This window comes from Actinomadura sp. 21ATH (assembly GCF_041951345.1).
Taxonomy (GTDB): Bacteria; Actinomycetota; Actinomycetes; order Streptosporangiales; family Streptosporangiaceae; genus Spirillospora.
This window is the reverse complement of sequence record NZ_JBGNUR010000001.1, coordinates 712,603-739,160: the sequence shown is the minus strand read 5'-3', so window position 1 is coordinate 739,160 and position 26,558 is coordinate 712,603. Positions and strand designations below refer to the sequence as shown.

Here is a 26,558-nt window from a genome sequence, read left to right as displayed (position 1 = left end):
TGCGCGTGGCGCTGCTGGGATGCGGTGTCGTCGGCTCGGAGGTCGTCCGGCTGCTGCGGGAGCAGTCGGCCGATCTGGCCGCGCGGGTGGGCGCCCCGCTGGAACTGGCCGGGATCGCCGTGCGGCGGCTCGACCGGGCGCGGGAGGGGATCGACCCGGCCCTGTTCACGACGGACGCGCATTCCCTGGTCACCCGGGACGACGTGGACCTCGTGGTCGAGGTGATCGGCGGGATCGAGCCGGCCAGGACGCTGATGCTGGAGGCGATGAAGGCCGGCAAGTCGGTCATCACCGCCAACAAGGCGCTGCTGGCCGAGGACGGCGGGACGCTGTTCGCGGCGGCCCGCGAGTACGGCACCGACCTCTACTACGAGGCGTCGGTGGCGGGCGCGATCCCGCTGCTGCGGCCGCTGCGCGAGTCGCTGGTCGGCGACCACGTGCACCGGGTGCTGGGCATCGTGAACGGCACCACGAACTACATCCTCGACCAGATGGACACCCACGGCGCCGGGTTCAACGAGGCGCTGGAGGAGGCGCAGTCCCTCGGGTACGCGGAGGCCGACCCGACCGCGGACGTCGAGGGGTTCGACGCGGCGGCGAAGGCGGCGATCCTGGCGCGGCTGGCGTTCCACACGCCGGTGACGGCGGCGGACGTGCACCGCGAGGGGATCACCGAGGTGACGGCGGCGGACGTCGCGGGCGCCAAGGAGATGGACTCGGTGGTGAAGCTGCTGGCCATCTGCGAGCGGGTGCCCGCGGAGGACGGCCGCAACGGCGGCCGGGGCGTCTCGGTACGGGTGTACCCGGCGATGATCCCGCGGTCGCATCCGCTGGCGAGCGTGCGCGAGGCGTACAACGCGGTGTTCGTGGAGGCCGAGTCGGCGGGCTCGCTGATGTTCTACGGGGCGGGCGCGGGCGGCGCGCCGACCGCGTCGGCGATCCTCGGCGACCTGGTGGCGGTGGCGCGCAACCTGGTCGGCGGGAGCCAGGGCCCGGTCGAGGTGACGTACGCCGAGCTGCCCGTACTCCCCATGGGCGAGACCGTGACGCGCTACTACGTGCAGCTGGACGTGGCCGACCGGTCCGGCGTGCTCGCGACCGTCGCGGAGGAGTTCGCCCGGCACGAGGTGTCGATCAAGGCGGTGCGCCAGGAGGGCCTGGGCGAGGACGCCCAGCTGGTCGTGGTGACGCACCGGGCGCCGGACGCGGCGCTGTCGGCGACCGTGGAGCGGCTGCGGGAGCTCGACATCGTGCGCGAGGTGGCGAGCGTGATGCGGGTCGAGGGCGAGCAGTAGCCCGTACGGGCCTAGAATTCGCGCAACACAGCAGGTCATTCGAGGAGACGACGTGAACGCGACCGCCCGCGCCTGGCGCGGCCTCATCCAGGAGTACCGCGACCGCCTTCCGGTGACGGACGGGACGCCGGTCGTCACGCTGCTGGAGGGCGGGACGCCGCTGGTGCCGGCCCGCCGGGTGTCGGAGCTGACCGGCTGCGAGGTGTACTTCAAGGTCGAGGGCGCCAACCCGACGGGTTCGTTCAAGGACCGCGGGATGACGATGGCGATCAGCAAGGCGGCCGAGGACGGTGCCAAGGCCGTGATCTGCGCCTCCACCGGCAACACCTCGGCGTCGGCCGCGGCGTACGCGGTCCGGGCCGGGATGACCTGCGCGGTGCTGGTACCGCAGGGCAAGATCGCGATGGGCAAGCTGGCGCAGGCGCTGGTGCACGGCGCCCGGCTGCTCCAGGTGGACGGCAACTTCGACGACTGCCTGGAGCTGGCCCAGAAGCTCTCGGTCGACTACCCGGTCGCGCTGGTCAACTCGGTCAACAAGTTCCGCCTGCAAGGGCAGAAGACCGCCGCGTTCGAGATCGTCGACGCGCTCGGCGACGCCCCGGACGTGCACTGCCTGCCGGTCGGGAACGCGGGCAACATCTCCGCGTACTGGATGGGCTACAAGGAGTACGCCGCCGACAAGATCGCGTCGCGGACCCCGCGCATGCTGGGCTTCCAGGCCAGCGGCGCGGCGCCGTTCGTGAAGGGCGAGCCGGTGCTGAAGCCGTCCACGATCGCCACCGCGATCCGGATCGGCAACCCCGCGTCCTGGGACCTGGCGATCAACGCGCGGGACGAGTCGGGCGGCGCGATCGACTCGGTCACCGACCGGCAGATCCTGGCCGCGTACCGGCTGCTGGCGGCCGAGGAGGGCGTGTTCGTGGAGCCGGCCTCGGCGGCGAGCGTCGCGGGGCTGCTCCAGGCGGCCGAGCAGGGCGTCGTGGAGCGCGGCTCGACCGTCGTGTGCACGGTGACCGGCAACGGCCTCAAGGACCCCGACTGGGCGATCTCCGGCGCGCCGGCCCCGACGACGGTGAAGGTGGACGCGCACGCGGCCGCGTCCGCGCTGGGTCTCGCGTGACGGCGGAGCGCGACGGCTGGGGGACCGCGGTCGCGATACGGGCCCCGGCCACCAGCGCCAACCTCGGCCCCGGGTTCGACTCGCTGGGGCTGGCACTGGAGCTGTACGACGACGTCGAGGTCGAGATCACCGGCGGCGGGCTGGCCATCGAGGCGACCGGCGAGGGCGCCGAGGTCGCCGACCGCGGTGAGCGGCATCTCATCGTGAAGGTGCTGCGGCGCGCGTTCGACGTCCTGGACGGCCTGGCCGCGACCGGTCTCGGCCAGCCGCCGGGGCTGCGGCTGCGCTGCGTCAACCGCATCCCGCACAGCCGCGGGCTGGGGTCGTCCTCGGCCGCGATCGTCGCGGGGATCGTCGCGGCGCGGCACCTGCACCCGGCCGGGGACCTGCTGGACGACGCCGCGGCGCTGCGGCTGGCCACCGAGATCGAGGGCCATCCCGACAACGTGGCACCGTGCATCTCGGGCGGGCTGACGGTCGCCTGGACGGGCGGGTCCGGTGCCCGCTCGGTACGGTTGGACCCCGCGTTCACCGAGGTCACGGCGTTCGTACCGGATCAGGGACTGGCCACCGAACGGGCCCGCGGGCTGCTGCCGGAGACCGTCTCGCACGGTGACGCGGCGGCCAACGCCGGCCGTGCCGCGCTGCTCGTCGCGGCCCTCACCCAGGGCCTCGGCGGGGACGTGCTGCTGGACGCGACGGCGGACCGGCTGCACCAGGACCAGCGCGCGCCCGCGATGCCGGAGTCGGCGGCGCTGGTCGGGCGGCTGCGCGCGGCGGGCCTGCCGGCGGTGATTTCCGGGGCAGGTCCTACTGTCCTGGTCTTCACAAGCGCTTCCGAAGTTGATTCGATGACCGCGGAACTGGGTAATGGGTGGCACATACACCCGCTGAACGTCGCCCCCCGTGGCGCCCGCGTTCGGCACCCCGGTTCCGACGTCCGGCCCTGATGCTTCGCGCGGGGCCGGAGGCGGTGCGACGGACCACCCAGGTGGAATGATCCAGCTAGGTAAAATGCGAAGACATCGACTCTGGGGAATAGCAGTGCGCCCTGGTGATGTTAGGCTGAATGCCGCACCAGATGCCCCGTTCGGGGCCGTGTGCTCGTCAGCCGCGCGTCACCGTTCCGGCCCTCCGGCCGTGTCGGTCCCGCGTACTAGGCTTCCCGACACCGTGACATCCCGATGTCATGCGTTCCAGCGAACCAGCTACGGATGTCACGGAACCGGGAACGGCCGCGAGCGAACCGTCCCGTCCACCATCTGGCTGTACCCAGAAATCGCGGAACACGGCACCGCCGTGGGCCGCGGAGCCCGACTCGGCGCCCCCGCCGGGCCGCACCACCGGGTTGCCTGGCCGATCGCCGGCCTACGCCCGCTCCCTGGGAAGGACCCTTAGTGAGCGAATCCAGCGAACTCCTTACGGACGCATCCAGCACGGCACCCGCCGCCGATGGCGCCGAGCGTGCCACCCCCCGGCGCCGCCGGTCGGGCACCGGCCTGTCGGCCATGGTGCTGCCCGAGCTCAAGACGCTCGCGTCCAGCCTCGGCATCACCGGCGTGACCGGGATGCGCAAGAGCCAGCTCATCGCCGCCATCCAGGAGAAGCAGGGCGGCGAGGGCGCGGGCTCGGCGGGGGCCGAGCAGGGAGCCGCTGGTACGGAGAAGGCCGAGCGCCCGCGCCGTACCCGCGCGACCGCGGCCAAGCGCGACGCGGCCGAGGGCCAGGTGACGATCGCCGACGCGGCTCCGGCCGAGGCGCCCGCCGCCGGCAAGCCCGACAAGGCCGAGAAGGCCGAGAAGCCCGCCAAGGCGGACCGGGCGGACAAGTCCGAGAAGCCGGAGAAGGCGAGGGCCGAGAAGGCGGAGAAGCCCGCCGACGACGGCCGCGCCGAGAAGGCCGAGCGGGCCGACAGGGGCGAGCGGGACAAGGGCGAGCGGGGCGGCAGGAACGAGCGCGGCGACCGGTCCGAGCGCGGTGACCGAGGTGACCGCGGTGACCGGCAGGAGCGCGGCGAGCGGAACGAGCGCCAGGGCGGCGGCGGGCGGTCCTCCGACGACGACGGCGAGGGCGGCCACGGCGGGCGCGACGGCGGCCGGCAGCGCGGCCGAGGCGGCCGTGACCGCGACCGCGACCGCAGTGACGGCCGCGACCAGGGCGGCCGCGACGGCGGCCGGCAGCGCGGCGGCCAGGGCCAGGGCGGCGGCGGCCAGTCCGACGACGACGACGGCAGCGGCCGCGGGCGGCGCGGGCGCCGGTTCCGCGAGCGCAACCGGGGCCGCGGCGGCCGCGAGCGCTACGAGGAGCCGGTGATCACCGAGGACGACGTCCTGATCCCGGTCGCGGGCATCCTCGACATCCTGGACAACTACGCGTTCGTCCGTACGACCGGCTACCTGCCCGGCCCGAACGACGTGTACGTCTCGCTGGCCCAGGTCCGCAAGAACGGCCTGCGCAAGGGCGACGTCATCACCGGCGCGGTCCGCCAGGCCCGCGAGGGCGAGCGGCGCGAGAAGTTCAACGCGCTGGTGCGGCTCGACACCGTCAACGGGATGGAGCCCGAGCAGTCCAAGAGCCGGGTCGACTTCTCCAAGCTGACCCCGCTGTACCCGCAGGAGCGGCTCCGCCTGGAGTCCGACCCGGGCGTGCTGACCACGCGGATCATCGACCTGGTGTCGCCGATCGGCAAGGGCCAGCGCGGGCTGATCGTGTCGCCGCCGAAGGCCGGCAAGACGATGGTGCTCCAGTCGATCGCCAACGCGATCACGAAGAACAACCCCGAGTGCCACCTGATGGTCGTCCTGGTGGACGAGCGTCCGGAAGAGGTCACCGACATGCAGCGGTCGGTGAAGGGCGAGGTCATCCACTCGACCTTCGACCGGCCGGCCGAGGACCACACCACGGTCGCCGAGCTGGCCATCGAGCGGGCCAAGCGGCTGGTGGAGCTGGGCCACGACGTCGTCGTGCTGCTCGACTCGATCACCCGGCTGGGCCGCGCGTACAACCTGGCCGCCCCGGCGTCCGGGCGCATCCTGTCCGGTGGTGTCGACTCGACCGCGCTGTACCCGCCCAAGCGGTTCTTCGGCGCGGCCCGCAACATCGAGAACGGCGGCTCGCTGACCATCCTCGCCACCGCGCTGGTGGAGACCGGATCCCGCATGGACGAGGTCATCTTCGAGGAGTTCAAGGGCACCGGCAACATGGAGCTGAAGCTCAACCGGCAGCTCGCCGACAAGCGGATCTTCCCCGCGGTGGACGTGGACGCGTCCGGCACCCGCAAGGAGGAGATCCTCATGGCGCCGGACGAGCTGCGCGTCGTCTGGCAGCTGCGCCGGGTGCTGCACGCGCTGGACACCCAGCAGGCGCTGGAGCTCCTCATCGAGAAGATGCGGGAGACCAAGTCCAACGCCGAGTTCCTGATGCAGGTGCAGAAGACGACCGTCTCCGACGACCGCTGAGCGTCGGGAACGCGACAACCGCACGAACGCTGAAAGACGGCGCCCCGGGAGGCTTTCTCCCGGGGCGCCGCCCTTTGCGCCCGGAACGTTGACTCGTGGCGTGTCCGCCCGGTCGCGGCGCGCCGGAGGCGGACACGCCCCGAGTCGACAGGGCAGCGGGCACGGGATGGTGGGGTTAGCCCCACCCCTGCCTCGCTGGTGAGCACCATGGCAGGCGGGGTGCGGCGGCGGCAGGCTGGGAACGTACGCTGGACCGGGCACGGAGGGACGATGTGGGCGAGCTGAGCAGCACCACCGCCGCGGGTGGTCGCGCGATGACGGTCGTGACCGGATCATGGCGCCCGGCGGCGATGGCCAGGTCCTCGGTGACCTGGCGTTCCGCGCTCTACCTGGCCGTGAGCCTCGGGTTCGGGCTGGCCTGGTTCATCGGGCTGGTCGTCGGGCTGGCGCTGTCCACCGCGCTGGTGGTCCTCTGGATCGGCATCCCGATGCTGGTGCTGATGATGATCGCCTGGCGGTTCGCGGCCGTGATCGAGCGGGCGATGGCCTGGATGGCGTTCGGGGTGCGGATCCCGAGCCCGTACCGGCCGCTGCCGGAGGGCCGCAACCCGCTGGTCAAGCTGAAGGCGATGGCCACGGACCCGGCCACCTGGAAGGACCTGCTGTACCTGTTCCTGCGCTTCCCGCTGTCGCTGGTCGAGTTCGCGCTGTCGGCGTTCGTGTGGTCGGCGGCCGGGACGTTCCTCGTCCTGCCGGTGCTGGCGGCGCAGGACGGCGGCGTCGAGGTCAACTTCGGGCTGGTGTCGTTCTGGGCCGGCAACCCCGTGGCCGGGCTGCCCGGGACGGCGTTCGGGGTGCTGCTCGCGGTGATGGCCATGTACGTGACCCGCGCGATGGCGATGGGGCACGTGCTGATCGCGCGGTCGCTGCTCGGGCCGAGCGCGTCCCAGCAGGAGAACCAGCGGCTGCGGCAGAAGACCGCGCACCTCCAGGCCAGCCGGGCCCGGGGCGTGGACGCGGCGGAGTTCGAGCGGCGCCGCATCGAGCGCGACCTGCACGACGGCGCGCAGCAGCGGCTGCTGGCGGTCGCGATGGACATCGGCCGGGCCCGCGCCAAGCTGGACGAGGACCCGGAGGGCGCCCGCGCGCTGATCGAGCAGGCGCACTCGGGCACCAAGGAGGCGATCTCCGAGCTGCGCGACCTGGCCCGCGGCATCTACCCGGCGATCCTCACCGACCGCGGCCTGGACCCGGCGCTGTCCGGGCTGGCCGGGCGCGCGCCCGTACCGGTCGAGGTGGACGTGGACCTGCCGGAGCGGCCGCCCGCCGCGGTCGAGAGCATCGCGTACTTCATCGTCGCCGAGGCGCTGGCCAACATCGCCAAGTACGCCCGCGCCACCCGCGCCACCGTCCGCGTCGCCCGGGAGGACTCCTGGGTGGTCGTCGAGGTGGCCGACAACGGGGTCGGCGGGGCGGTGGCCCGCGCCAAGGGCGGGCTGGCCGGGCTGGCCGACCGGGCCGCGACCATCGACGGGATGCTGACCGTCGACAGCCCGCCCGGCGGCCCGACCGTGATCCGCGCCGACCTTCCCTGCACCTGGTAGCGGTCCAGGGCCCCGGCGCCGGCCGGGGCCCTGATAATGGACGCATGCGGGTCGTGATCGCCGAGGATTCGGTGCTGCTGCGGGAAGGGCTGGTCCGGCTGCTCGGCGACGCCGGGATCGAGACGGTGGCGACGGTGGGGGACGGGCCGGGCCTGCTCGGCATCGTCGTCGAGCACCGCCCCGATCTGGCCATCGTGGACGTGCGGATGCCGCCCTCGTTCACCGACGAGGGGCTGCGCGCCGCGCTGGAGGTGCGCGAGCGGCTGCCGGAGACACCGATCCTGGTGCTGTCGCAGTACGTGGAGGAGCGGTACGCCACCGACCTGATCGGCGGCGGCGCCAAGGGCGTGGGCTACCTGCTGAAGGAGCGGGTGGCCGAGGTCGCCGAGTTCATCGACGCGGTACGGCGGATCGCGGCCGGCGGCACGGTGATCGACCCGGAGGTGATCGGCCAGTTGCTGGGCCGGCGCCGCACGGGCGACCCGCTGGAGGCGCTCACGCCGCGCGAGCACGAGGTGCTGGGGCTGATGGCCCAGGGCCGCTCCAACGGGGCCATCGCGAAGGACCTGGTGGTCACGGAGGGCGCGGTGGAGAAGCACATCTCCAACATCTTCATGAAACTGGACCTCCAGCCCGCGCAGGGCGGCCACCGCAGGGTGATGGCCGTGCTCGCCTACCTGGGCCGTTCCGAGTCCTGACGGCGGCCGGCCGCCCGCGCCGTCCGCGCCACCGGGGCGCAAGATCGGGAATGCCCGTTGACCTCGGCACGTTCGGGTATCTGGCACACTTGGAGTGCAACCGCTGCGGTACCGGTTCACGCTTCCCCATCTCCCGCGCCTCCGCGCGCGAGTCGGCAAGTGCCCGGGAAGTGCCCGGCGACCGCCACAAGCGAGGAGAACCCGTGAAGCCTGACATCCACCCGAACTACGTCGTCACCACCGTGACGTGCACCTGCGGCAACACCTTCGAGACCCGCAGCACCGCCGAGAACGGCGTCATGCACGCCGACGTCTGCTCCAACTGCCACCCGTTCTACACGGGCAAGCAGAAGATCCTGGACACCGGCGGCCGGGTCGCGCGCTTCGAGCAGCGCTTCGGCAAGAAGGCCGACCGCAAGTAGGCGCAGGCCCGAACGGGCAGCACCACCCGCCGCCGCTCGGCGGCGGGACCGGCCCGGGGATCCACCGCGTTCCCCGGGCCGTCCGATCTCTTCCCCGCAGGCCGTGAGGCCGGAACGGGCCAGGAAGCACCGTGAATCTCGACGATCTGATCAGCGAGTACGCCGACATCGAGGGGCGGCTCGCCGACCCGGCCGTGCACGCCGACCAGGCGCTGGCGCGCCGGCTGGGCAAGCGCTACGCCGAGCTGCGGCCGATCGTCGAGACCGCCCGCGAGCTGGCCGGCACCACCGGCGACCTCGCGACGGCGCGCGAGCTGGCCGGCGAGGACGAGGGGTTCGCGGCCGAGGCCACCGAGCTGGAGAAGCGCCGCGAGGAGCTGGAGGAGCGGCTCCGCCGGCTGCTGGTCCCGCGCGACCCCAGCGACTCCAAGGACGTCATCCTGGAGATCAAGGCGGGCGAGGGCGGCGAGGAGTCCGCGCTGTTCGTCGGCGACCTGCTGCGGATGTACCTGCGGTACGCCGAGCGGGTGGGCTGGAAGACCGAGATCATCGACTCGCACCCGTCCGACCTGGGCGGCTACAAGGACGTGACGGTCGCGGTCAAGGCCAGGGGCGGCCAGGAGGAGGGCGTCTGGACCCGCCTCAAGTACGAGGGCGGCGTCCACCGCGTCCAGCGCGTCCCGGTGACCGAGTCGCAGGGCCGCATCCACACCAGCGCCGCCGGCGTCCTGGTCACCCCGGAGGCCGAGGACGTCGACGTCCAGATCGACCCCAACGACCTGCGCATCGACGTCTACCGCTCGTCCGGCCCCGGCGGGCAGAGCGTCAACACCACCGACTCGGCCGTGCGGATCACCCACGAGCCGACCGGCGTGGTCGTCTCCTGCCAGAACGAGAAGAGCCAGCTCCAGAACAAGGAGCAGGCGATGCGCATCCTGCGCTCCCGCCTCCTCGCCATGGCGCAGGAGGAGGCCGACGCCGCCGCGGCCGCCGAGCGCAAGAGCCAGGTCCGCACCGTCGACCGCTCCGAGCGGGTGCGCACCTACAACTACCCGGAGAACCGCATCTCCGACCACCGCGTCGGCTACAAGGCGTACAACCTGGACCACGTCCTGGACGGCGACCTCCACAACGTGACGCAGGCGCTGGTGGACGCCGACATGGAGCGCCGGCTGGCGGAGGCGCAGAAGGCGTCATGAACCTGCTCCTCGACGAGGTGGCGAGGGCCACCGCGCGGCTGGCCGACGCGGGGGCCGCCTCGCCGCGCGCCGACGCCGAGGAGCTGGCCGCGGCGGTGCACGGCGTGAACCGGTCCGAGCTGCACAAGGTGCCCGACTCCGCGTTCGACGCGCTGTTCTGGGAGTACGTGGCGCGCCGCGAGGCCGGCGAGCCCCTCCAGCACATCACCGGCCGCGCGTTCTTCCGCTACCTGGAGCTGAAGGTCGGCCCCGGCGTCTTCGTCCCCCGGCCCGAGACCGAGGTGATGGTCGGCTGGGCGTTGGAGACGCTGCGCGACATGGACGTCCAGGACCCCCTCGTCGTCGACCTCGGCACCGGCTCCGCCGCGATCGCCCTCTCGATCGCCCTGGAGGCGCCGCGCGCCCGCGTCCACGCGGTCGAGAAGGACCCCACCGCGTTCGTGCACGCCACCCGCAACATCGAGGAGCTCGACGAGCGCGGCCGCGTCCGCCTCCACCTGGACGACTTCGGCTCGGCCCTCTCCGAGCTGGACGGCACCGTCGACTTCGTGATCAGCAATCCGCCGTACATCCCGATGAGCGAGTGGGAGTACGTGCCCCGCGACGTCCGCGACCACGATCCGGCCGACGCGCTGTGGGGCGGGGGAGACGACGGCCTGGACGCCATCCGCGCCGTGGAGCGCACCGCGCGCCGCCTGCTGCGTCCCGGCGGGTACGTCGCCGTCGAGCACAGCGACCTCCAGGGCAACGGCGTCTACTGGATCTTCGCGGAGGAGAACGGCTGGCGCGACGTCCGCAACCGCCGCGACCTGACCAACCGGGACCGCTTCGTGACCGCCCGGCTGGGCGTTCCCTAGCCCCTGGATATCCTGCAACCGAGCCAATCCGCACACTTGGGAAGACGGGCGACCGTGAGCCGACGCTATGACTGCTCCGAGCCGATGGAGCGCACCCGGGGAATCGCCGAAGCCGTCTCGGCCGTACGGCGCGGGGAGCTCGTCGTGCTGCCGACCGACACCGTGTACGGCATCGGTGCCGACGCGTTCACGCCGCCCGCGGTGACCGCCCTCCTGGACGCCAAGGGCCGGGGCCGGGACATGCCCCCGCCGGTCCTGGTCGGCTCCGTACGCGCCGCCACGGCCCTCGTGGAGGACCTCGGCACCTACGGGCAGGACCTCATCGACGAGTTCTGGCCCGGGGCCCTCACGCTCGTCTGCAGGGCCAACTCGAACCTCCTGTGGGACCTGGGCGACACCAAGGGCACGGTCGCCGTCCGGATGCCGATGCACGAGCTCGCCGTCGAACTCCTCAAGGAGACCGGCCCCCTCGCCGTCAGCAGCGCCAACCTCAGCGGCAAGCCCGCCGCCCGCACCCTCGCGGAGGCCGAGGAGATGCTCGGCGACGCGGTCTCGGTCTTCCTGGACGGCGGCCGGTCCGGCCACTCGGAACCGTCCACGATCGTCGACCTCACCGGCCCCGTCCCGCGCCTCCTTCGCCTCGGCGCCGTCTCCGAGGAGAGGATCCGCGCGGTCGTCGGCGTCCTCCTCACCGACGAGGACGAGCCCGACGAGGCCCCCGCGGTGGACCTGACCAAGCCCGAGGATGACGAAAAGCCGTCCCTCACCAAGCAGGACGCGCCCTCCGAGGAACCGCCCCTCCCCGAAGACCGGCCCTCCCTGAAAAAGGACTGAGTCCAGGACTCGGCGATTTCTGCGAGGTCCAGAAATCGCGAATGCCGAGCGGTGGAATCGGCCCAGTCAGCCTCGACTTGACGGCCCTTTTCTCCAGCGTCAAGCCGCTGGAGAAAAGGTCAGGTTTCGTCGAGGGCGTCTAGTAGGGCTCGCATGTCGGTCAGGGCCGCGCGGGCGTGGTCGGCCACCGCGGTCAGGGCGTCCTGGGTGTCGCCCGCGAGGCCCTTTTCGGCGGCCCTGACCAGGCGGTGGGTGTGCTCCAGGACGGTGCCGCGCAGGCCGATGGCGACGCGGTGGCGTTCGGCGAGGACGGCCTCGCCCGTGCGCAGGGCCATGCTCTCCAGGGCGCTGTGCTCCCAGCGCCGCCCGCGGCCCGAGACGGTACGGCCCCAGGCCCAGAACGGCAGCAGCACGAGGACGGCGAACAGGGCGCCCGTGACCAGGCCGAACGCGATCAGGTCGGGGCGTTCGGGCGGCGGTCCCGGGTCCAGGGTGCCCAGCGCCGCGAACGCGATGCCCCACGGAACGGCGGCGACCAGCGGCGCGGGCCAGGTGACGACGCCGCGGCGGGCGTGCGAGCCGACCGAGGAGACCGCGATCATCGCGGCGGGGGAGCCGAGGAACAGCAGGGCCAGCAGCACGCCCGAGCCGGCGCGGCCGGCCAGCACCGCCCATGCCGAGTCGATCACGGTGAGCGCGGCGAGGGCGGTGTACGGGGCGCGGCGGCGCCACCACAGCGGCAGCGCCCGGCCGAGGACGGCGAGCATGGCGAGGGCCGTGCCGCCCGCGGACCAGCCGGCGAGGACCGCGTCCGGCGGGGCGAACGCCAGCGCGGCCGGCAGCGCCACGCAGACGCCGATCGCGGCGCCGTCGAGCACCTCGGGCCAGCCGCGCCCGCGGCCGGCGGTGGCCGAGGTGGGAAGCCGGGCGTGGACCGTCCAGCCGCCCTCGTCCGGGCCCGCGGCGAGGGTGCCGCCGAGCGACTCGGCGCGCTCGCGCATCCCGGCGATGCCGCGGCCGCCGCCGAGGGACGGGGCGGGGATCTCCTCGGGCGGGGCGGTGTTGTGGACGGTGACGTACAGGGCGCCGGGCTCGTACCGGATGGCGACGGTGACGGACGCCCCCTGCGCGTACCTCATCGCGTTCGTGAGCGCCTCCTGCACGATCCGGTACGCGGCGTTCGTCACCTGGGGCCGCAGGCGGCGAGACCCCTCCACGGAGAGCGAGACGGGCACTCCCAGGCGGGCGAGCCCCTGGCAGAGGGGCGGCAGGAGGGTGTCCAGGCCGCCGTCGGCGGATTCGCCGGGCCCGACGACGTCCACCAGGTTCCCGAGGGCCTTGAGGACGTCCCGTCCGGTGTCGGCGGCGGCGGTGAGGGCGCGGCCGGTCAGGTCGGGGTCGTCGATGCGGGCCGCGGCGGTGCTGTGGACGACCACGGCGCTGAGGTGGTGGCCGGCCACGTCGTGCAGGTCGCGGGCCAGCCGCTCGCGCTCGGCCGCGGCGGCGTCGCGGCGCTCGCGGTCGGCGGCGGCGAGCCGGCCGGCGATCTCGCGGCGGCGGGCCTTGCGCTGGCGGCGCAGCTGGCCGAGCGCGGTGACGCCGACGTAGGTGGCGGCGTCCAGGAGCCCGTTGGTCACCAGCACGGCCGGGTCGGTGCGCTGAGGCAGGAAGGAGACAGTGAGCAGCAGGAACACGGCGGCGCAGCCGATCGCCGCGTCGCGGCGGCCGCGGTGCACCGCGACCGAGAACAGCGCGACCATGTCGGCGACCCCGCCGACGATCACGTCGGGATGGCCGGCGGCGAGCGTCCCCGCGGTGCCGACGACCGCCGTGCAGGCCAGCACGGTCAGCGGCGCGGTACGGCGCCAGATCAGCGCGACGCTGCAGCACAGGACGGCCGCCACGGCGATCATCCAGCGCTCGCGGGTGAGCGGCCCGCCCGTTCCCGCGTCGTCGAGCCCCTCGGTGAGCAGCCAGGTCCCGCCGAGCTGGACGACCGCGAGCACGGCGGGCACGGCGAAGTCGGCGACGCCCGGCCAGCGCCGGGTGACCTCGCCGGCTCCTCCCCGTTCCCCCACGGCATGTGACTTTAGGGGCGATCCGGGGAATCCGCGGATGGTAAACGGTCGGATGCGCCTCTTTCGGCGCCCCAACGATGCGACTATGCGTGACGTGCGTGGCCGGCTTCGGGGGCCGGCGGCCATCCTCGGCGTTCCCGTGCTGGTGGCCGCCGGTCTCGGCCTGCCCGCCGGGGCGGGGCGCGCGGCCGCGGCGGGCCCGCGCCCGGCGGAGAGCATCCCCGCCTACGACGTGGTGCTGACGATCGGCCGGGACGCGGTGCTGCGCGTCCGCGAGACGATCACCTACGACTTCGACAGCGGCGGCGAGCACGGCATCGCCCGGCGCGTCCCGTACCGCCGCGGCGACCGGCTCTACGACCTGCGCGGCGTGCGGGCCAGCTCGTCCACCGGCGCGCCCGCCCGGCCGCGGACGCTGCGGCTGCTGAACGACGTGCAGATCACCGTCGGCGGGGAGGGCCGCCGGGTGACCGGCCGCCAGGCGTACGTGATCGAGTACGCGGTGGCCGGGGCGTTCACCCGGCGGGGCGACCGCGACGAGCTGGCCTGGGACGCGATCGGCCGTTCCTGGGACGTGCCCATCGGGGAGGTCGCGGTGCGCGTGCAGGCGCACGTCCCGCTGCGCAAGGTGTCCTGCCACGCGGGGACCCCCGAGGTGTACACCCGCTGCCTGCGCGACCGCGACGGCCCGTACGCGATCGGGTTCACCCAGCGGGGGCTGCGTCCCCGCGAGGGCGTGCTGGTCAAGGTGCGGCTGCCCAAGGGGGCGGTGAACGTGCCGCCGCCCCGGTACGCGCGGCCGCGCTGGGCCGGGACCTGGGCGGGCACGGCGGTCCTGGCGCTCGCGCTGGCCGTCGCCGCGGCCGTGGCCCGCCGCCCGCCGCCGGGGCGGCGCGCCGCGCGCCTGCTGTTCACCGCCGGGGCGCTGACAGTCCTCGTGGACGTCGCCGACGACGCGATCCCGCGAGGGCCCTGGGCGTTCTCGCTGGGCGACCTGACCGTCACGGCCGCCGGCCTGGCCGTGGTCGGAGCCGCCGTCGTCCAGGTCCGCCGGGACCGCCGGCCGCTCCCCGGCGGCGGCTGACGGGGCCGCCGCCGCACCGGACCGGGGGAACGCGCGGCGGTCGCGGCGGAGAGCGATTACAGTTGATCGGTACGCTGCGGGCGTGAACCGGCCGCCCGCGCGGTGTGTCGGATCCAGTGACGCACCCGGCGGACCCACAACCTGCGAACGGAGGCGCGAGGCGTGCGGGAGTACCTGCTCACCATCCTCATCGCCGCCGTCGTCGCCTACCTGCTCACCCCCGCCGTCCGCCGGTTCGCCGTGTGGTTCGGGGCCCAGGCCAAGGTCCGCGACCGGGACGTGCACGTGATCCCGACGCCCCGGCTGGGCGGGCTGGCGATGTTCGGCGGCATGGTGGCCGCCGTGGTGGTCGCGACGGGGCTGCCCGAGATGCGCAAGGTGCTGGAGGACGGCGACGTCAGCGTCGGCAAGGCGCTGCTGCTGTCCGGCGGGCTGATCACCCTGCTGGGGGTCGCCGACGACCGCTGGGAGCTGGATCCGCTGACCAAGTTCGCGGGGCAGGTCGCAGCGGCCGGGATCTTCATCATGCAGGGCATCCAGCTGTACGTGATCCCGCTGCCGAACGGGGAGTCGCTGTCGCTGCCCCCGGCGTACGGGGTCCCGCTGACGGTGCTGATCGTGGTGGCGACGATCAACGCGGTGAACTTCATCGACGGGCTGGACGGGCTGGCCGCGGGCGTGGTCGGGATCGCCGCGCTGGCGCTGTTCTCGTACGCGTACCTGCTCTCCTACACCAACAAGCTGACCACGCTCACCGGCGCGACGCTGACCGCCGCCGTGCTGGTCGGCATCTGCGCGGGCTTCCTGCCGCACAACTTCAACCCGGCCCGGATCTTCATGGGCGACACCGGCTCGATGCTGATCGGGCTGCTGCTGAGCGCCTCGACGATCATGCTGACCGGGCAGTTCGACCCGGCCTTCCTCGGCGCGTCCGGGCTGTTCCCGTTCTACGTGCCGCTGCTGCTGGTCCCGGCGGTGGCGCTGGTGCCGTTCATGGACATGCTGCTGGCGGTGTGGCGCCGGACGAATCAGGGCAGGTCACCGTTCTCGCCGGACAAGCAGCACCTCCACCACCGGCTGCTGGAGCTCGGCCACTCGCACCGCCGGGCGGTGCTGATCATGTACTTCTGGGTGTCGCTGCTGGCGGCCTGCCTGGTCGGGGTGTCGTTCACCAATTCCGTCGTGCTGGTGGCCTCGGTCACCGGGCTGGTCGCGATCGTGGGGCTGACCGCGATGATCGGGCTGCCGCGGATGGCCGCCCGCCGCGCGGAGCGCCGCGAGCTGGAGTCGCCGCCCCCGCCCCCGCCCCCGCCCCCTCGCACCCGGCAGCCGGTCTGACGCCCCCTCCTACCGGTCTGTCCGATTAGCCCGTTGAACGGTTCTCTGACTGGTTCGACGGGCGTGACCAAGGCCCGCGGCGCGGCCTCGCCGTTTCGGGCAAAGCAGGGCTTGACCTGGGCTACAGTGCGTGTTGTCCGCGTCGGTGACCGTGGCCGCAAGCCGTTACATCGAGGGTAATTGCGGACGTTCCGGACGCTTGTGATACCTTTCACGAACAGCCCGACGAACACGAAACGTGACCAGCCGGAGCCATCATGCACTCTTCCGACGCCCGGATCCTCCGCGGCGCCGCGATCCCGTCCGGCCTCGCCGGCCTCGCCGCCGTCGCGGCGAGCCTGGCGCTCGCCGGGACCAAGGGAGCGCTGGGTGCCGCGATCGGCACGGTTGTCGTGATCGCCTTCTTCTCGATCAGCGTGATCGCCGTCAGCTACGCCTCGAAGATCTCCGATCAGATGATGTTCGCGGCGGCCGTCTTCAGCTATATCACCAAGATTTTCGCGATGTTCGCTTTGATCATCGCGCTGGACGGTGTGACGCTCTGGAACACCAAGGCGTTCGGCTGGTCGATCATCGCGCTCACCCTGGTCTGGATCGGTGCCGAGATCATGGCCACCACCAGGGCGAAGACGCTGTACGTGGACCCTGAGCCGAGCGTCCCCAACACCGCCGCCGATGCCCCCGAGAGCCCCGCCGGAACGGCGGCCGCGCACTCGGCCGAGAATGCGCCCGGAACCGTTTCCCAGAGCGGCGCTCCCGCCGCCGACCGGGGACCGTGATGAACCCGTGGACGGCACCGGCGCATATGGACTACTCCAATATGACCATCAGGGGGGTGGCCTGCTATGGTCCGTCCTGCGATGAGCGAGGAGGGGCACCCGCCCGATCCGGGTTCCGGCGACGACGGCCAGGACCAACGCGACTTCGCCAATGCCGCCTGGTCAATCCCCAGCTCCATCATGAGCGGGATGATCGTCTACGGCGGCATCGGCTGGCTGCTGGATCGCTGGTGGGGCACCTCGGCGATGCTCCCCATCGGGATCCTGGTGGGCCTCGCTCTCGCGCTCTACCTGGTCTACCACCGCTACGGCCGTTGACCGCGCCGGTGGCGGGGGAGCCCACCGCCACCGAGACCGCCGCCGACCGGGACTGAAGCCGCTGCCCACGGGCACGCACCAGACGACCGACTGACCTGAAGAGTCACTGACGAAGGGACTGCCGCGTGAGTGCGCGACACCTCCTCGCCTCCCCGGGCGGAATCGCCGCGCCGGCCGGAGATGAGTTCCAAGCTCCCGGGACCGAGATCTTCGAGTGGGGACCTCTCTGGGACGGTGCGCCCTCGTGGGTGACCAAGCCGACGCTGATCGCCGCCCTTTCGGTGATCATCGTCGTCGGCTTCTTCTGGGCCGCGTTCAACAAGCCGAAGCTGGTGCCGCGCGGCGTCCAGAACATCGGTGAGCTCGGCTACCTGTTCGTCCGCGACCAGGTCGCCCGGCCGATGATCGGCAAGGACAGCGACCGGTGGATGCCGTTCCTGCTGTCCACGTTCTTCTTCATCCTGGTGATCAACTGGATGGGCGTCGTCCCCGTCATGCAGTTGCCGATCGCCTCGCACATCGCGTTCCCGATCGTGCTGGCCATCGTGGTCTACCTGATGATGTGGTTCCTCAGCATCAAGAGCCAGGGCTTCGTCGGCTGGTTCAAGAACATGCTGTTCCCGCCCGGGCTGCCCAAGCCGCTGTACGCGCTCTACGCCCCGATCGAGCTGCTGTCGGTGATCATCCTCCGGCCGTTCACCCACTCGGTCCGGCTCTTCGCCAACATGTTCGCGGGACACCTGCTGCTGGCCTTCTTCGCGACGGTCGCCTGGTGGTTCCTGTTCGAGAAGCTGACCCCCCTGGGCGCCGGCCTGGGTGTGCTGGGCTTCGTGATGACCATCGTGATGACCGCCTTCGAGATGTTCGTGCAGGCTCTGCAGGCGTTCATCTTCGCGATGCTGGCCGCCTCCTACATCGGTGGCGCGCTGCACCCCGACCACTGATCCGACCGCAACCCGCACAACGCAAAGCTCCGGTGGGGCGGGCTCCCACCGGCCGAATGAGAAGGAATGAACATGGGCACTCTCGCCGAAGTCTCCGGCAACCTCGGTTCGATCGCGTACGGTCTCGCCGCCATCGGCCCCGGCATCGGCGTGGGCATCATCTTCGGCCAGGGCGTGCAGGCCATCGCCCGCCAGCCGGAGCTGACCAACGTGATCCGGACCAACATGCTGCTGGGCTTCGCCCTCACCGAGGCGCTGGCCCTGATCGGTTTCGTTGTGCCGTTCGTGCACCAGTGATCCTCCCTGGCAACCACTGACAGGAAGGCGGAACCCCAATGACCGACCTACTGGCCACCGCCGCGACGGTGGCTCAGGAGGAAGGGGGGCACAACCCGCTGCTCCCCCACACCTCCGAACTGGTCATCGGCACGATCTCGTTCTTCATCGTGCTGATCCTGGTGGGCTGGAAGCTCGTCCCCCAGATCCAGAAGACGCTCGCCGAGCGGACCGACGCGATCGAGGGCGGGCTCAAGCGTGCCGAGGACGCCCAGGCCGAGGCGCAGGCCACGCTGAAGGAGTACCAGGCTCAGCTGGCCGAGGCGCGGCACGAGGCGTCCCGGCTGCGCGAGAAGGCCAAGGAGGACGGCGCGCAGATCATCGCCGAGATGCGCGAGCAGGCCCAGGCCGAGGCGCGCCGGATCACCGAGGCCGCGCAGACCCAGATCGAGGCCGAGCGGCAGGCCGCGCTGTCGTCGCTGCGGGCCGAGATCGGGACGCTGTCGGTCGAGCTGGCCGGCCGCGTGGTGGGCGAGTCGCTGGACGACGCCGCCCGCCAGAGCCGCGTGGTCGACCGTTTCCTTGAGGAACTCGAGGGCCGCGCGCGTACGCAGGAGCAGATCACCTCATGACCATCACGGGAGCGGTGAGCAGGGCGTCCCTGGCCGAGGCCAGGGAGCGGCTCGAAGCGGTCATCCCGACCGCGGACCTGTCCAGGCTCGGCGGCGACCTGTTCGCGGTGCTGCGCCTGGTCGACCGCGAGCACGGGCTGCGCCGGGCGGTCTCCGACCCGGCCCGGGACGGCGCCGACAAGGCGCGGCTCGTCCAGGGACTGCTGAACGGCAAGGTCTCGGCGGCCGCTCTCGAGCTGGTCGCCGACGTGGTCCGGCTGCGCTGGTCCAAGCCGTCGGAGCTGGCGGACGCGGTGGAGACCCTCGCGGTCACCGCCGAGGCCGCCCGCGCCGAGGCCGACGGCCGGATCGACGACCTGGAGGACGAGCTCTTCCGGTTCTCCCGGGTACTGGAGAGGGAGCCGCAGCTGCGCGGCGCCCTGGCCGCGCCCGGGCTGCCGGAGGAGCGCAAGTCCGGCCTGCTGGACGCGCTGCTGGACGGCAAGGTCACCGCGGCCACGCTGACGCTGGTCACCGAGCTGGTGCTGCGCCCGCGAGGACGTAGCCTGGAAGGCGGGCTGGCCGAGTTCGGCAAGCTCGTCGCGCAGCGGCGGGAGCGCCTGGTGGCGCTGGTCCGCACGCCGGTGGCGCTGACGGAGACGCAGCGCGCCCGGCTGGGGGCGGTCCTCGCCACGGCCTACGGCCACGAAGTACACCTGAACATCGAGCTCGACCCCACCACGATCGGCGGGCTGTCCATCCAGATCGGGGACGAGGTCATCGACGGCACCATCGCCGGGCGGCTGGACGACGTCCGACGGCGGCTCGCGAGCTGACCATGCAGAAGAGCCAGACCGTGTCTAGCGAGCCGACCCCTAAGGGAGCAAGAGAGGAATCATGGCGGAGCTGACGATCCGTCCGGATGAGATCCGGGACGCGCTGGAGCGCTTCGTCCAGTCGTACGAGCCTGAGGCAGCCGCGCGCGAAGAGGTCGGCACCATCGTCGATTCCGGCGACGGTATCGCCCACGTCGAGGGGCTGCCCTCGACCATGGCCAACGAGCTCCTCGAGTTCGAGGACGGGACCCGCGGCCTGGCTCTGAACCTGGACGTGCGCGAGATCGGCGCCGTCGTCCTGGGTGACTTCAGCAAGATCGAGGAGGGCCAGAAGGTCCGCCGTACCGGCGAGGTCCTCTCGGTCCCCGTCGGCGACGGCTTCCTTGGCCGCGTCGTCGACGCGCTGGGCAACCCCATCGACGGCAAGGGCGCCATCGAGACGACCGAGCGCCGCGCGCTCGAACTGCAGGCCCCGACGGTCGTGCAGCGGAAGTCGGTGGACGAGCCGCTGCAGACGGGCATCAAGGCCATCGACTCGATGACCCCGATCGGCCGCGGCCAGCGGCAGCTGGTCATCGGTGACCGGCAGACCGGCAAGACCACGGTCTGCGTGGACACCATCCTGAACCAGAAGGAAGCCTGGGAGTCGGGCGACGAGAGCAAGCAGGTCCGCTGCATCTACGTCGCGATCGGCCAGAAGGGCTCCACGATCGCCAACGTGCGCCGCACCCTCGAAGAGGCGGGCGCGATGGAGTACACCACGATCGTGGCCGCTCCGGCGTCCGAGCCGGCGGGCTTCAAGTACATCGCCCCCTACACCGGGTCGGCGATCGGCCAGCACTGGATGTACCAGGGCAAGCACGTCCTGATCGTCTTCGACGACCTGTCGAAGCAGGCCGAGGCGTACCGTGCGGTGTCGCTGCTGCTGCGCCGCCCGCCGGGCCGCGAGGCGTACCCCGGTGACGTGTTCTACCTGCACTCGCGCCTGCTGGAGCGCTGCGCGAAGCTGTCGGACGACATGGGCGGCGGCTCGATGACCGGCCTGCCGATCATCGAGACCAAGGGCAACGACGTCTCGGCGTACATCCCGACCAACGTCATCTCGATCACCGACGGCCAGTGCTTCCTGGAGACCGACCTGTTCAACCAGGGCGTCCGGCCGGCGATCAACGTCGGTATCTCGGTGTCCCGGGTCGGCGGTTCGGCGCAGGTGAAGGCGATGCGCAAGGTCGCCGGCACGCTGAAGCTGTCGCTGTCGCAGTACCGCGACCTGGAGGCGTTCGCCGCCTTCGCGTCCGACCTGGACGCCGCGTCGCGCGCCCAGCTGGAGCGCGGTGCGCGGCTGGTCGAGCTGCTCAAGCAGCCGCAGAGCAACCCGTTCCCGGTCGAGAAGCAGGTCGTGTCGGTGTGGGCCGGTACGTCCGGCGAGCTCGACGACGTGCCGGTGGCCGACATCCGCCGGTTCGAGCGCGAGTTCCTCGACCACGTCGAGCGCAACGAGTCCGGCCTGCTCACCTCCATCCGCGAGACGGGTCAGCTGTCCGACGACGGCCTGACCGCCCTGAAGGACGCCATCACGGAGTTCAAGAAGGGCTTCGAGACCTCGGAGGGCCGCCTGCTGGGGCAGGACGAGCCCGTCGAGGCGATCGCGGACGAGGACGTCGAGCAGGAGACGATCACCCGCGTCAAGAAGGGCTGAGCGAGATGGCCCAGCTTCGTCAACTGCGGCAGCGGATCCGGTCGGTCAGCTCGACCGCCAAGATCACGCGCGCGCAGGAGATGATCGCCACCTCGCGGATCGTCAAGGCCCAGCAGGCGGTGGCGGCCTCCAAGCCGTACGCCGACCAGATCACGCAGGCGCTCTCGGCGCTGATCAGCCACCATGTCGGCATCGACCACCCGCTGCTCAACGAGCAGCCGGAGGACAAGCGGACCGCGGTACTGATCATCACCAGCGACCGCGGGTTCTGCGGGGCCTACAACGCCAACGTGATCCGCGAGGCGGAGTCGCTCATCAAGGCGCTGCGCGAGCAGGGCAAGGAGCCGATCCCGTACATCGTCGGCAACAAGGGCATCACCTGGTACCGCTTCCGCGACCGGGAGATCGCCGAGGAGTGGAAGGGCATCAGCGACCGGCCCGACTTCGCGAGCGCGGAGCGGATCGGGCGCCGGCTGGCCGCGGACTTCCTCAAGACCGACGCCGAGGGCGGGGTCGGGGAGATCCACGTGGTCTACACCGAGTTCGTCTCGATGCTGACCCAGCAGGTCCAGGTGCGCAGGCTGATCCCGCTCGAGATCGAGGAGCGGGACCGGCCGGGTTCCGCACCGCCGGCGTACGAGTTCGAGCCGACCGCCCAGGCGGCGCTGGACCTGCTCCTGCCGAACTACATCGAGAGCCGCATCTTCCACATGCTGCTCCAGTCGGCGGCGTCGTTCCACGCGGCCGTCCGGCGTGCGATGAAGTCGGCGACCGACAATGCCCACGAACTGATCGAGGTCTACACGCGCCAGATGAACCAGGTGCGGCAGGCGGCGATCACCCAGGAAATCAGCGAGATCGTCGGTGGCGCTGACGCGCTCGCCGATTCTGGCGGGGAGTAGAGGAATGACTGCACAGGTAGAGACGGCGACCGCGACCGGGCGCGTCGCCCGTGTCATCGGCCCGGTCGTCGACGTGGAGTTCCCCGCCGACGCCCTCCCGGAGATCTACAACGCCCTCCACATCGAGGTGACCCTCGGCGAGGAGACCAAGACGCTGACCCTCGAGGTCGCCCAGCACCTGGGCGACAACATGGTCCGCGCCATCTCCATGCAGCCGACCGACGGCATGGTCCGCGGCGCCGCGGTCACCGACACCGGTGAGCCGATCTCGGTGCCGGTCGGCGACGTGACCAAGGGCCACGTGTGGAACGCGCTGGGCGACTCCCTGGACGTCCCCAAGGCGTCCCTGGAGATCAACGAGCAGTGGGGCATCCACCGCAAGGCTCCGGCGTTCGACCAGCTGGAGTCCAAGACCGAGATGCTGGAGACCGGCATCAAGGTCATCGACCTGCTCACCCCGTACGTCGCGGGCGGCAAGATCGGCCTGTTCGGCGGCGCGGGCGTCGGCAAGACGGTGCTCATCCAGGAGATGATCACCCGTGTCGCGCGGAACTTCGGTGGCACCTCGGTGTTCGCCGGCGTCGGCGAGCGGACCCGTGAGGGCAACGACCTCTGGGTCGAGATGGAAGAGGCGAACGTCCTCAAGGACACCGCGCTGGTGTTCGGCCAGATGGACGAGCCGCCGGGCACCCGTCTGCGGGTCGCGCTGTCGGCGCTGACGATGGCCGAGTACTTCCGGGACGTCCAGAAGCAGGACGTGCTGCTGTTCATCGACAACATCTTCCGGTTCACGCAGGCCGGCTCGGAGGTCTCCACGCTGCTCGGGCGCATGCCCTCGGCGGTGGGCTACCAGCCGACCCTGGCCGACGAGATGGGTGTGCTGCAGGAGCGGATCACCTCGACCCGCGGTCACTCGATCACCTCGATGCAGGCGATCTACGTGCCCGCGGACGACATCACCGACCCCGCGCCGCACACCGTGTTCGCCCACCTGGACGCGACCACCACGCTGTCCCGGGCGATCACCGAGAAGGGCATCTACCCGGCGGTGGACCCGCTCGACTCGACCTCGCGGATCATGGACCCGGCCATCATCGGCCGGGAGCACTACGAGGTCGCCCAGGAGGTGAAGCGGATCCTGCAGAAGTACAAGGAGCTGCAGGACATCATCGCGATCCTGGGTATCGACGAGCTCTCCGAAGAGGACAAGGTCACCGTCAACCGGGCGCGGCGCATCGAGCGCTTCCTGTCGCACCCGATGTACGTGGCCGAGCAGTTCACCGGCCAGCCCGGTGTCACGGTGCCGCTGGACGAGACGATCGCCTCGTTCAAGGGGATCGCCGAGGGCAAGTACGACCACCTGCCCGAGCAGGCGTTCTTCATGTGCGGCGGTATCGAGGACGCCGAGCGCAAGGCCAAGGAGCTGGAGAAGTAATCCGCACGCTCCAGTATTCGGAGGACAGACAGTGGCGACTCTGAAGGTCGGCGTGGTCTCGCCGGAGCGCGAGATCTGGGCCGGCGAGGCCAGGATGGTGGTCGCGCAGACCATCGAGGGCCAGCTCGGCATCCTGCCGGGCCACGCCCCGGTGCTGGGCGTGCTGCTGGACGGCAGCGTCGTGAAGATCGAGACGGCCGGTGGCGAGTGGGTCAGCGCCATGGTCGGCAGCGGGTTCTTCTCGATCGCCGACGACGAGGTGTCGATCCTGGCCGAGCAGGCCGAGCTGGGCACCGAGGTCGACGTCGCCGCCGCGCGGCAGGCGCTGCAGGACGCGCAGGCCGAGGCCGGCGCGGACTCGACCGCCGAGCGGCGGGCCCGGGCGCGGCTGCGCGCCGCGGGCAGCGAGGTCTGACGGCTTCGCGAGCGGGACGCGGGCGTGCGCGAGCACGCCGCCAGCAGGACCGGCGAGGGCCGCGGTCCGGTTTCCCTGGACGGGAATCGGGTCGCGGCCCTTGTTTTGCCCGGGGTCCTGTCCACGGCGCCGCCGCCCGGCCTGTAGGCTCCAGCAAAGCTCGGCGGGGAAGAACGGCGGGGGGACTTGGGCGGACGTCTGGCACTGGATGCGGGCGTGCTGCTCGCCGCCGTCATTCTGCCGGCCGCGCTGGCGTTCGCCCTGATGTCGCTGCGCCGCTGGCTGTTCGTCCGCGGCGGCGGCGCGGTGGAGTGCAGCCTGCGGGTGATTCCCGCGGACGGCGTGCCCGGCCCTTGGCGGCTGGGCATCGGCCGTTACAAGGGGGACGTGCTGCACTGGCACCGTGTCTTCGGATTCCGCAGAAGGCCCCGGCAGGTGATCCACCGCCGGGGCCTCGTCGTGTCCAACCGGCGCCGGCCCGAGGGTGAGGAGGCCGAGGGGCTGCTGCCCGAGGCCGGCGTGATCGAGGTCAGGGACGGCGCGCTCACCGTGGAGCTGGCGATGAGCGCGGCCGCGCTGACCGGCTTCCTGGCCTGGCTGGAGGCGGCCCCGCCGGGGTTCCCGGTGGACCTGCATCCCTCCGACTGAGCGGCCGTGCCCGCGGCCGTCAGGGGACTTCCGGGGCCTCCGGGGCCTCGGGCGTGTCCGGACGGTCCGGCGGGTTCGGCCGGTCCGGGAGCTCGCCGTCGTCCCCCTCCAGGGGGCTGACGCTGACCAGGCCGGAGTCGCTGGCGAGCCGCAGCCGGTGCGGTGAGGAGTTGTCGCGGCGCAGCGACCTCGCCACCCGCTGCGCGCCGGAGTCGGTCTGCACGCTGATCGCGTACGCCTTGTCGCCGGGCACCCGCAGCTCGACGGCGCCGGAGTCGTTGTCGACCTGGACGCTGGTCGGCGCCTCCAGCAGCGTGATGGCGACCTTGCCGGAGCCGGACCGGGCCGTCAGCCGGTCGGTGCGCAGCCCTTCGGACTCGATCAGCCCGCTGTCGTTGCTCAGGTCGGCGACGTCGGCCCGGCCGTCCACCTTGATCTTCCCGGAGTCGGCCTCCACGGTCAGCCGCTTGGTCTGCACGCCCGCGGCCTCGATCATGCCGGAGTCGGTGCTGAGCCGCAGCGAGTCACCGGTCAGCCCGGAGACCGAGAGGGCGCCCGAGTCGGCGTGCAGGTCGGCCATGGTGGCCTTGGGCACCTCGATCCGGTACGAGATCTCGCAGCCGTTGACACCGATGACCTGGCGGGCGCACGCGGTCTTCAGGGTGAGCATGTCCCCCTTCACGGACCGGTTCGTGCGCGGCTTGTTCCGGGAGTTGCTCCAGGCCACCCGCTCCTCGATCCGCACGGTCCGGGTGTCGGTGCCGAAGACCTCGATGCGGCCGTTGTCGCCCTGGACGTCCAGGCCGGTGAACGAGCCGGGCACGTCGTAGGACCGCGTCTCGTGCTTGGTGGAGCCGGAGAAGCTGACTTCGCATCCGGCCAGCACGGACGCCGCCGTGAGCGCCGCCACGCCGGTCAGTACGCCCACGCCTCTGGTCAGGCTCTTCACGTTCACTCCCGAGTTCGCCGGTCCCCCCGTACGCTTCCAGCCTCACATCCGGGCGCGGGCCCGGACAGGTGGCGAGCCTGCGTCTCGATGGTGGGGTTATCCCCACCTACCGCTCGCCGCCGGGCTTCCACAGCACGTCGCCGTGCTCGGCGTTGGCCGTCCGGCACAGGATGAAAAGCAGGTCGGACAGCCGGTTGAGGTAGCGGGCGGTGAGCGGGTTGACGCCGCCCTCCCTGGCGTCCGGGTCGCCGGCGGGCGCGGCGCCGTGGGCCTCGATGGCGGCCCAGGCGGAGCGTTCGGCGCGCCGGGTGACGGTACGGGCGACGTGCAGGAGGGCCGCGCCGGGCGTGCCGCCGGGGAGGATGAAGCTGCGCAGGGGCGGCAGCCCGGCGTTGTGCTCGTCGCAGGCCGCCTCCAGGAACTCGACGTAGGAGGGCTCCACCCGGAGGGCCGGGTAGGGCGGGTCGGGGACGACCGGCGTGGAGAGGTCGGCGCCGACGTCGAACAGGTCGTTCTGGATCCGGGTGAGGAGCGTGACGAGCGGCTCGGGCAGGGAGCCCATCGCGATGGCGGCGCCGATCGCGGCGTTGGCCTCCTCGGTGTCGGCGTAGGCGGCCAGCCGGGGGTCGGTCTTGGGGGTGCGGGACATGTCGCTCAGGTTGGTCGTCCCGTCGTCCCCGGTGCGGGTGTAGATCTTCGACAGTACGACCGGGGTCTCCCTGTTCTTCGCCATGCCCACCACCCTACGGGGAGGGGCCT

26 protein-coding genes are annotated in these 26,558 nt (G+C 71.9%); 23 read left to right on the top strand and 3 right to left on the bottom strand.

From position 1 onward, the window contains the following. Positions 1–5: 5 nt before the first annotated feature. The 10 genes from ACA361_RS03645 to ACA361_RS03600 all read left to right on the top strand — a co-directional run bounded on the left by ACA361_RS03645 (position 6) and on the right by ACA361_RS03600 (position 11,487). The gene (locus ACA361_RS03645) at positions 6–1,295 is read left to right on the top strand and encodes a homoserine dehydrogenase (protein WP_375010888.1); all 1,290 of its coding nucleotides are present in this window, start codon (positions 6–8) and stop codon (positions 1,293–1,295) included. Between the two features lie 52 nt (positions 1,296–1,347). Beyond that, positions 1,348–2,415 carry a threonine synthase gene (gene thrC / locus ACA361_RS03640; RefSeq protein ID WP_375010336.1) on the top strand — a complete coding sequence of 356 codons (1,068 nt, stop codon included), beginning with the start codon at positions 1,348–1,350 and terminating at the stop codon, positions 2,413–2,415. Further along, positions 2,412–3,365, top strand: coding sequence for a homoserine kinase (thrB, locus tag ACA361_RS03635; protein WP_375010335.1), 954 nt, complete (start codon positions 2,412–2,414; stop codon positions 3,363–3,365). The genes thrC and thrB overlap by 4 nt, the downstream gene beginning before the upstream one ends. A gap of 447 nt (positions 3,366–3,812) precedes the next feature. Continuing rightward, positions 3,813–5,873, top strand: coding sequence for a transcription termination factor Rho (gene rho / locus ACA361_RS03630; RefSeq protein ID WP_375010334.1), 2,061 nt, complete (start codon positions 3,813–3,815; stop codon positions 5,871–5,873). Between the two features lie 272 nt (positions 5,874–6,145). Then, positions 6,146–7,477, top strand: coding sequence for a sensor histidine kinase (locus ACA361_RS03625; RefSeq protein WP_375010333.1), 1,332 nt, complete (start codon positions 6,146–6,148; stop codon positions 7,475–7,477). Between the two features lie 44 nt (positions 7,478–7,521). Beyond that, positions 7,522–8,175: a response regulator gene (locus tag ACA361_RS03620; RefSeq protein ID WP_375010332.1), complete on the top strand. Its 654-nt coding sequence runs from the start codon at positions 7,522–7,524 to the stop codon at positions 8,173–8,175. A 203-nt stretch (positions 8,176–8,378) separates the two neighbouring features. Continuing rightward, positions 8,379–8,597 carry a 50S ribosomal protein L31 gene (gene rpmE, locus ACA361_RS03615; protein WP_375010331.1) on the top strand — a complete coding sequence of 73 codons (219 nt, stop codon included), beginning with the start codon at positions 8,379–8,381 and terminating at the stop codon, positions 8,595–8,597. Between the two features lie 131 nt (positions 8,598–8,728). Then, a complete protein-coding gene (gene prfA, locus ACA361_RS03610) occupies positions 8,729–9,796 on the top strand; it encodes a peptide chain release factor 1 (protein WP_375010330.1) in 1,068 nt (355 codons plus the stop codon). Beyond that, on the top strand, positions 9,793–10,653 hold the full coding sequence (gene prmC / locus ACA361_RS03605) for a peptide chain release factor N(5)-glutamine methyltransferase (protein WP_375010329.1): 861 nt from the start codon (positions 9,793–9,795) through the stop codon (positions 10,651–10,653). The genes prfA and prmC overlap by 4 nt, the downstream gene beginning before the upstream one ends. 54 nt (positions 10,654–10,707) lie before the next feature. Then, positions 10,708–11,487 (top strand): L-threonylcarbamoyladenylate synthase, encoded by a 780-nt coding sequence (locus ACA361_RS03600; protein WP_375010328.1) that lies wholly within the window; start codon positions 10,708–10,710, stop codon positions 11,485–11,487. Between the two features lie 119 nt (positions 11,488–11,606). Here the strand turns inward: ACA361_RS03600 and ACA361_RS03595 are convergent, their stop codons facing one another. After that, entirely contained in the window at positions 11,607–13,565 is a 1,959-nt protein-coding gene (locus ACA361_RS03595) for a sensor histidine kinase (RefSeq protein WP_375010327.1), read from the bottom strand. A gap of 85 nt (positions 13,566–13,650) precedes the next feature. Here ACA361_RS03595 and ACA361_RS03590 point away from each other — a divergent pair, with 85 nt between their 5' ends. The 13 genes from ACA361_RS03590 to ACA361_RS03530 all read left to right on the top strand — a co-directional run bounded on the left by ACA361_RS03590 (position 13,651) and on the right by ACA361_RS03530 (position 24,850). After that, a complete protein-coding gene (locus ACA361_RS03590) occupies positions 13,651–14,649 on the top strand; it encodes a DUF2207 domain-containing protein (protein WP_375010326.1) in 999 nt (332 codons plus the stop codon). Between the two features lie 162 nt (positions 14,650–14,811). Continuing rightward, positions 14,812–15,987, top strand: a complete 1,176-nt coding sequence (locus tag ACA361_RS03585) for a glycosyltransferase family 4 protein (RefSeq protein ID WP_375010325.1) — start codon at positions 14,812–14,814, stop codon at positions 15,985–15,987. 257 nt (positions 15,988–16,244) lie between these two features. Then, the gene (locus tag ACA361_RS03580) at positions 16,245–16,766 is read left to right on the top strand and encodes a hypothetical protein (protein WP_375010324.1); all 522 of its coding nucleotides are present in this window, start codon (positions 16,245–16,247) and stop codon (positions 16,764–16,766) included. 66 nt (positions 16,767–16,832) lie between these two features. Beyond that, positions 16,833–17,084: an AtpZ/AtpI family protein gene (locus ACA361_RS03575; RefSeq protein ID WP_375010323.1), complete on the top strand. Its 252-nt coding sequence runs from the start codon at positions 16,833–16,835 to the stop codon at positions 17,082–17,084. A gap of 248 nt (positions 17,085–17,332) precedes the next feature. Further along, the gene (atpB, locus tag ACA361_RS03570; RefSeq protein WP_375010322.1) at positions 17,333–18,028 is read left to right on the top strand and encodes a F0F1 ATP synthase subunit A; all 696 of its coding nucleotides are present in this window, start codon (positions 17,333–17,335) and stop codon (positions 18,026–18,028) included. A gap of 72 nt (positions 18,029–18,100) precedes the next feature. Beyond that, complete coding sequence (atpE, locus tag ACA361_RS03565) at positions 18,101–18,325, top strand: ATP synthase F0 subunit C (protein ID WP_375010321.1); 225 nt, start codon at positions 18,101–18,103, stop codon at positions 18,323–18,325. A 38-nt stretch (positions 18,326–18,363) separates the two neighbouring features. Next, positions 18,364–18,936, top strand: coding sequence for a F0F1 ATP synthase subunit B (locus ACA361_RS03560; protein WP_375010320.1), 573 nt, complete (start codon positions 18,364–18,366; stop codon positions 18,934–18,936). Next, entirely contained in the window at positions 18,933–19,751 is an 819-nt protein-coding gene (locus ACA361_RS03555; protein WP_375010319.1) for a F0F1 ATP synthase subunit delta, read from the top strand. The genes ACA361_RS03560 and ACA361_RS03555 overlap by 4 nt, the downstream gene beginning before the upstream one ends. Positions 19,752–19,812: 61 nt before the next feature. Continuing rightward, a complete protein-coding gene (gene atpA / locus ACA361_RS03550) occupies positions 19,813–21,450 on the top strand; it encodes a F0F1 ATP synthase subunit alpha (RefSeq protein ID WP_375010318.1) in 1,638 nt (545 codons plus the stop codon). Between the two features lie 5 nt (positions 21,451–21,455). Continuing rightward, positions 21,456–22,352 (top strand): F0F1 ATP synthase subunit gamma, encoded by an 897-nt coding sequence (locus ACA361_RS03545; RefSeq protein WP_375010317.1) that lies wholly within the window; start codon positions 21,456–21,458, stop codon positions 22,350–22,352. Between the two features lie 4 nt (positions 22,353–22,356). Beyond that, a complete protein-coding gene (gene atpD, locus ACA361_RS03540) occupies positions 22,357–23,787 on the top strand; it encodes a F0F1 ATP synthase subunit beta (RefSeq protein ID WP_375010316.1) in 1,431 nt (476 codons plus the stop codon). A gap of 31 nt (positions 23,788–23,818) precedes the next feature. Continuing rightward, complete coding sequence (locus ACA361_RS03535; protein ID WP_375010315.1) at positions 23,819–24,202, top strand: F0F1 ATP synthase subunit epsilon; 384 nt, start codon at positions 23,819–23,821, stop codon at positions 24,200–24,202. A 186-nt stretch (positions 24,203–24,388) separates the two neighbouring features. Continuing rightward, the gene (locus ACA361_RS03530; RefSeq protein WP_375010314.1) at positions 24,389–24,850 is read left to right on the top strand and encodes a DUF2550 domain-containing protein; all 462 of its coding nucleotides are present in this window, start codon (positions 24,389–24,391) and stop codon (positions 24,848–24,850) included. A 19-nt stretch (positions 24,851–24,869) separates the two neighbouring features. On the opposite strand, the gene ACA361_RS03525 is transcribed toward ACA361_RS03530, so the two are convergent. Together ACA361_RS03525 and ACA361_RS03520 are read right to left on the bottom strand one after the other, a co-directional pair. After that, positions 24,870–25,799, bottom strand: coding sequence for a DUF4097 family beta strand repeat-containing protein (locus ACA361_RS03525; protein WP_375010313.1), 930 nt, complete (start codon positions 25,797–25,799; stop codon positions 24,870–24,872). Between the two features lie 106 nt (positions 25,800–25,905). Further along, positions 25,906–26,532, bottom strand: coding sequence for a cob(I)yrinic acid a,c-diamide adenosyltransferase (locus ACA361_RS03520; RefSeq protein ID WP_375010312.1), 627 nt, complete (start codon positions 26,530–26,532; stop codon positions 25,906–25,908). Between the last annotated feature and the right edge of the window lie 26 nt (positions 26,533–26,558).